Here is a 6,620-nt window from a genome sequence, read left to right as displayed (position 1 = left end):
TGAGAAGCGGATGGCCTCTACTTCATTTAACTTCATTATGATAACAAAAAGAACAGAACTTGTCAACTAGAAATTGTCCTTTTGTTTCATTAACTAGGTTAGTATATCAGATTTTGGTAGCAGAGTCAAAGTATTCCTTATACCACGCTACGAATTTGCCCAACCCTTCTTCAATCGTTGTTTCCGGTTTAAAGTCGAAATCTCGTTCCAATTCACTCACATCAGCATAGGTCTGATACACATCTCCTGCTTGCATCGGCAAAAATTCTTTTTCCGCTTTTTTACCTAATTGCTCTTCCAACACTTCTATGAAGTGCATTAACTGTTCCGGTTTATTGTTCCCGATATTATACACTTTATAAGCATCCCCTGCTTCGTTTTTAGCCGGCGGATTACATAACATCCGTTCAATACTGGTCACAATATCGTCAACATAGGTAAAGTCGCGATACATATCACCGTTATTGTAGATCTGAATCGGCGTTCCGCTCATAATCTTGTTAGTGAATTTGAAGTACGCCATGTCAGGGCGACCATAAGGTCCATACACCGTAAAGAAACGTAAGCCTGTAGCCGGAATACCATACAGATGACTATATGTATAGGCCATGAGTTCATTTGATTTCTTTGTGGCCGCATATAGACTGATTGGATGATCCACATTATCCGTTGTAGCAAACGGTGTCTTCTGCTGATTGCCGTACACGGACGAACTGGACGCAAAAAGCAAATGATCCACCGAACTATGGCGACAAGCTTCCAAAATATTAAAGAATCCCATCATATTGGATTCCATATAGGCTCGTGGATTGTCGATACTATAGCGAACGCCCGCTTGAGCAGCCAGATTAACGACAATATCCGGTTTAAAAGATTCAAATAATGTATTAACGACCGTTTCATCGGCTAAGTTTCCTTTTACAAAAGAGAACTTAGGAAAATCTTTAAGAATTTCCAAACGACTTTCCTTAAGCTTTACGTCATAGTAATCATTGAGATTATCGAAACCGGCAACGGTAACACCTTTTTCCAATAATCGCTTAGCCAAGTGAAAACCTATGAATCCGGCTGCACCGGTAATGAGTACTTTTTTATTTATATCCGGTTCTTTGTATGTTGCCATGCGAACACCTATCTCTTTCTTAATCTCTGCTTATTTTTTCTTATTCACGTCTTAGTCTCGATCAAATAAGTCTCGCGTATATACTTTATCTTTAACATCTGCCAAATCATCTGACCAACGGTTCGTAATAATCACATCACTCATTGCTTTAAATTCTGTCAAGTCGCGAATGACCTTGGATTTAAAAAAGTCATCTGCTTTAAGGGTCGGTTCGTAAACGACAACTTCAATCCCCTTCGCTTTAATTCGTTTCATAACGCCCTGAATCGCCGACGCACGGAAATTATCGGAGTCACTCTTCATAGTCAAGCGATAAACGCCTACCACATTCGGTTTTTTATCAATAATCATATCGGAGATATGATCTTTACGCGTACGATTCGCTTCCACGATAGCCGACACAAGATTCTGCGGTACATCATGATAGTTAGCCAACAACTGTTTCGTGTCTTTCGGCAAGCAATAACCGCCGTAACCAAAGGACGGATTGTTGTAAAAATCACCGATGCGCGGATCCAAGCATACGCCTTTAATGATTTCAGCCGTGTTCAAATCGCGAATTTCCGCATAAGAGTCGAGCTCGTTAAAATAGGCTACGCGCAAGGCCAAATAAGTATTGGCAAAGAGTTTAATTGCTTCTGCTTCCGTAGAGCCGGTGAAGATAATCGGAATATCCTTTTTAACGGCCCCTTCAGCCAATAAATCAGCAAACACCCTGGCTCTATCGGATCGTTCGCCCACAACGATGCGAGACGGATATAAATTATCATGCAAAGCCTTGCCCTCACGCAAAAATTCAGGCGAGAAAGTAATATTTTTCGTATTATATCGTTCACGCATCTGCATTGTGTAGCCTACCGGTACCGTTGATTTGATAATCATAACGGCGTCCGGATTAATATTCAATACCTCTTCAATAACAGCTTCTACGGACGATGTATCAAAGAAGTTTTTCTTCGGATCATAATTAGTCGGTGTGGAAATGATGATGTAGTCGGCACCCACGAACGCTTCTTTAGCATCCAGAGTTGCTTTAAAGTTAATATCATCACGTTGCAAAAATGCGGATATATCCGCATCAACAATCGGTGACTGCCCCTTATTAAGCATATCTACTTTTTCGGGAATAATATCCAACGCCACCACTTCATGATGCTGTGCCAGCAATAAGCCGTTGGATAAACCTACATAACCGGTCCCGGCAATTGCAATTTTCATCTTCGCCACTCCTAATAATCAAATACTTCAAAATTTAAATTAGTTGCCTAATTCTTAACGAGTAAGCTACTAATCTTTATTCAACTAGTTTTTCTTGTTGCCGCCCAATTTATAAATCACACGCAACACGCTGTACCAGAAAATACTTTGCAAAAATTTACCGTAATGGCCCTGCTTTTTCTGGTAATCACCCCATTGCTGGAAGTCATGATAATTTTCCGGCTTTTTCACCGGCAAGACATGCGTAATCGTCTCCCATGGTGCCAAGGCATTATATTTACGCCACAAAGCATCAATATCGGTCACCACCATTTGCCATGGTTTACGACGACCCGTCCAATGAGCGATAACCGGTTTGCCGTCAAATTCAGCAGCACCGCCGTACGCATTATAAGCAGCCGGCAAGAAATATAAATCACCATCGAATACTAAATTCAACACGTCCTGGCTTTGCCCTTTGAAACGACTAGGCGGTTCATTCTGATAAGCAAACGCCTTTTCGGTGATTTGATCGTTTTCCCATTGGGTAATATCTATAACCATAACGCCATCGTTAAAGTATTTACCGGACTTTAACTTCAAATGACCGGCTCGATACGCAACGGATTCAGGTGTTTCCGAAACGGCGCCCATAGCCTTGCCCTGCAAGTCCATGTTCCATAATTCAGTAAGCGAATCGCACACCATGGTATCCGCATCAAGGTAAATAAACTTATCGCTGTATTCCTTAATGACTTTAGGCATATAAATACGGGCATAGGTAATTCTGGAAAAACGCGCTACTTTAATATGGAAATCGTTAAACGGGGTCATGTCGAGCAAGTACACGATGCAATGACATTGCCACTGTTTGGCCATTTCTTCGATTTTCGCCAAATTTTCCGGACTGTAACCGTCCACAAAAATATGAACAACAAAGTTTTTATCTTTATTATTTTCCAGTACCGACACAACCGATACGCCCATGATATGAATGAACCCGTCATTGACATTATAGGCGATGTGGTAAGCACCTTCATCCGTGCTCGAGTAATTAAAATCTATTCGCTCTTTTATGAAATTTTTTATTTGAAAAAAATCTTCTGAAAATGTTTTCATCTGTTTATCCACCTATAGCTTGCCAAAATTTTGCCCAACGAATTCGCATAAGTTGTCTTGTCAGGGATTTACCCTGCATGTCTTTACTTGGTTGCGGCATTGTTACATCATTAAACCGAGTTTCTTTTAACGCTTCATAATATACGCCGTTAAATGCTTTTTCACAGGAAAATTCCCACGGTTTATAGCGACCGGCCCAGTGTATTACGGCTGGGCTTTGCAAGGCCTCAATTGCCTTTTTGCGCCACTTGGCACTGCGTAGAATTTTTAACGGTAACGAAAACACCGGCGGTATAACATTCCAACGAAGCGGCAATTCTTGCCAATCATTTTTAAACACTTTATTCAAACCGTCCTGGTCGTGGTGACGAAATTGATTTGATGTAATCTCAGTCAGTACTGCGTTGCCATAATTTTTAACACGCCACTGAGACACATCAATAACCATCATACCGGAATTAAAGTAATCATCTAACTCATTTAAGCCGATAGATGCATGTTTTTCACGAAGACTGCGTTTGGATGACATAATCCCTAAATCAATCGTCGCCCCCACCGGATGGCCCCCCAGTGGCAGCCGCCAAAGTTCGGCCACATCACCGGTTACAACTAAATCCGTATCAAAGTAAATCGCCTTCTGAACATAGTCAGGCAACAATTCAGGAATCATTAAACGCAAATAAGCCGCTTTACTGATGTGTCCGCTGGTAAAGCCTTCGATGGCGTCACCGTCCACGGCTATCAGCTGTACTCGGCCTGTCAAATCATTAACCGTATCTTTAATTTTCTGTTGCTTCGTTTCACTTATACCATCACTTAAGATATACAATGAAACTCGTTGCGGTTCAGTTGTATGCAGTAAGATAGAAGCCGCCGTTACGGCCGCATGCTGTGCATAATTATCATCAGCCGCCAATACTATTACTATATCATCCATGCTTATTTTCCTTTTTCCCGTTGCTGCAATTCATGCAATTTTACATATTTCAGCATGGTATAAAATGCGTGCTGATAGGAAGAAAACACGCCCATCCAGCCATCTAAAAAAGCACCTTTTAAAAGTAAAGCTCGCAAGCCGCCCACAAAGGAGTGAGAAAACGCTTTTCCCAGCGTAATACGCTTGCCTTTAGAATACTGCTCTTCGGCCCAAATTGTCGTATAATGATCGGCCTTTTGAAGCCAATGATGCCAGCTTTCATAGGAGTAGTGATCTAAAGCACCTTTTAATATCGATTTTGGCAAATTCGTTTCCGGATGCTCATGCACTTTGCCTACCCAGGTAACCGCTTCGCGGGGAAACAAGCGATATACAATGTCCGGTGCAAAGATACCGTGTTTAAAACGATGCCCGTTAAAAATAACTTCGCGTTTTAAACCATATTCACCCACACGGTTCTCCACAACAATGTAGCGAATTTCTCGGCACATTGTTTCATCCATGCGTTCATCCGCATCCAAATACAACACCCAGTCAGCCGTGGTTTGTTCTAAGGCGAAGTTTCGCTGCGACGCAAAATCATCATCCCAGGCGCGATAACGAACTATAGCACCATTTTTTTCGGCAATGGCTACTGTATTGTCCGTGCTGCCGGAGTCGATAATGAGCACCTCATCCGCACATTTTTTCGCATTTTGAATGGCTGCTTCGATATGCTTTTCTTCGTTTTTTGTCAAAATAATGACGGCTAGTGAACTCACTGATTCGCCTCCAATTACTCCATACTGTACAAGTTATTCCCCAATTATTGCAACTGATTAAAATCTATTCACCCGCGCTCTTTTGCCCCACTTCATCTTCTTTTGCCGGCAAGCTTCTATGGGCAATGGCTACTGCAATTTCGTTCAAATGCAAAATACCAACGCCTACATAAATGGCCACGCTGATGTGTTCACGATAACGGGCAATGCCGATTTTACCGCCCACATTGAGGCCGATGGCCTTACGTTTGAGTTGTTCTAACGCTTCTTGGGTAGCCCCGATAACGGCACCTTCACCGATGTGATTATCGGCTACTACTTTTTGACGCTGCGCCGCTACTACGGCATGTTCTATAATTTTAGGAATGGACTGTACGAATTGACCGCCAAAGTCAACCGCTACAGAGCGAATTCCTTTTTCTTGTAATTCTTTACGTAGTTCTTGTTCTTTTTGACGCGATTCTGTAATCGCCAACTGTAATGCTGCCCGTCCTACCGCAATACTGTTATATTCCATTATATCCACCTGCCTACCAAGCTACTAAATTATCTCTATCTTATTATTATATCACCGGTTGAAGATATTCTCCAACCGGTGATATAAAGTCTATTTCTATGTTGTTCAAAATCATAAAATTCAAATTTAATTCAATTTATCTTGTTGCATCTTTTGAATATAAGGGAGCAAATTAACTAGATTACTCTGCTTATTCTGCAAGTTTTCAGGGGCTATTGAGTACTTATCTTTATGACTCATTTTATTATAATACAGTCTATTATTAGTGATTAATTGACATCCTAACCAATAGCTGCCATGATTTTTACTAATAAAATCAGCAACTTTATTTCCTTTTTTATAATCCATAGCACTTAAATCATCACTAGTAAGGTTTGGCCTTCCAATACAACACGCTACCCAATATTCAATTTCAGGGCCGGTCAAAAAAATAGTATTCATATTCGATAAAATATTCACCTTTTTTATCATTTCATTTAACAATCTTCTCGCCGATTCATCATTTTGAGCTTTGTCCAAATCCGCCACAATAAAGAATATCGGATATAAATCCTTGTTGCGTTCTACATAATTGGTAAACTTACCATAGCCACCACCATCAATACTTTTAACAGTAATGTACTTATAATCTTTTAAAACGTCTTTTAAAATTGATTCTTCACTTGGACCCTCACAAGCAATATGAATTTTTAAATGACTCGATTGAATTATATTGTGTTTTCTCCGCTTATACCCCACTTTTATACCTCGAATTCCCTTTGTAAAAATTTAACAGCTAACCTCTTATTGCTACTACGTAAATCAAAATCCGCCAATGAATTTATTTCAGTAGACAAACAATCATTTTTTGAAAGAATATAAATCTGCTCCGGTGCAAATAAGTCTAGGTTCAATAACTCTAAATTATGTGTTGATACTATTAATTGACCGGATTTATTTCTGCTATTATTAATCATATTATTATTT

The 6,620-nt window shown here is 40.3% G+C and carries 7 protein-coding genes and 1 pseudogene; all 8 read right to left on the bottom strand.

Features of this window, described 5'->3' with window-relative positions; translation table 11 throughout:
* Positions 1–106: 106 nt before the first annotated feature.
* Complete coding sequence (locus E7204_RS05265) at positions 107–1,123, bottom strand: NAD-dependent epimerase (RefSeq protein ID WP_295182443.1); 1,017 nt, start codon at positions 1,121–1,123, stop codon at positions 107–109.
* Positions 1,124–1,174: 51 nt separating this feature from the next.
* A complete protein-coding gene (locus E7204_RS05260) occupies positions 1,175–2,341 on the bottom strand; it encodes a nucleotide sugar dehydrogenase (RefSeq protein WP_295182440.1) in 1,167 nt (388 codons plus the stop codon).
* Between the two features lie 84 nt (positions 2,342–2,425).
* Positions 2,426–3,439, bottom strand: coding sequence for a glycosyltransferase family 8 protein (locus E7204_RS05255; RefSeq protein ID WP_295182437.1), 1,014 nt, complete (start codon positions 3,437–3,439; stop codon positions 2,426–2,428).
* A 4-nt stretch (positions 3,440–3,443) separates the two neighbouring features.
* Positions 3,444–4,376, bottom strand: a complete 933-nt coding sequence (locus tag E7204_RS05250; protein ID WP_295182435.1) for a glycosyltransferase family 8 protein — start codon at positions 4,374–4,376, stop codon at positions 3,444–3,446.
* A 2-nt stretch (positions 4,377–4,378) separates the two neighbouring features.
* Complete coding sequence (locus E7204_RS05245; protein ID WP_295182431.1) at positions 4,379–5,137, bottom strand: glycosyltransferase family 2 protein; 759 nt, start codon at positions 5,135–5,137, stop codon at positions 4,379–4,381.
* Between the two features lie 64 nt (positions 5,138–5,201).
* A complete protein-coding gene (locus tag E7204_RS05240) occupies positions 5,202–5,654 on the bottom strand; it encodes a HutP family protein (RefSeq protein ID WP_295182428.1) in 453 nt (150 codons plus the stop codon).
* 126 nt (positions 5,655–5,780) lie between these two features.
* On the bottom strand, positions 5,781–6,392 hold the full coding sequence (locus E7204_RS05235) for a hypothetical protein (RefSeq protein ID WP_295182425.1): 612 nt from the start codon (positions 6,390–6,392) through the stop codon (positions 5,781–5,783).
* 2 nt (positions 6,393–6,394) lie between these two features.
* Positions 6,395–6,620 (bottom strand): annotated as a pseudogene (locus tag E7204_RS05230) (ATP-binding protein); the annotation flags it as partial.

The sequence above is a fragment of the Veillonella sp. genome (assembly GCF_015058545.1).
Taxonomy (GTDB): Bacteria; Bacillota; Negativicutes; order Veillonellales; family Veillonellaceae; genus Veillonella_A.
The sequence above is the reverse complement of the archived record's forward strand: the minus strand, read 5'-3'. Positions and strand labels throughout refer to the sequence as shown.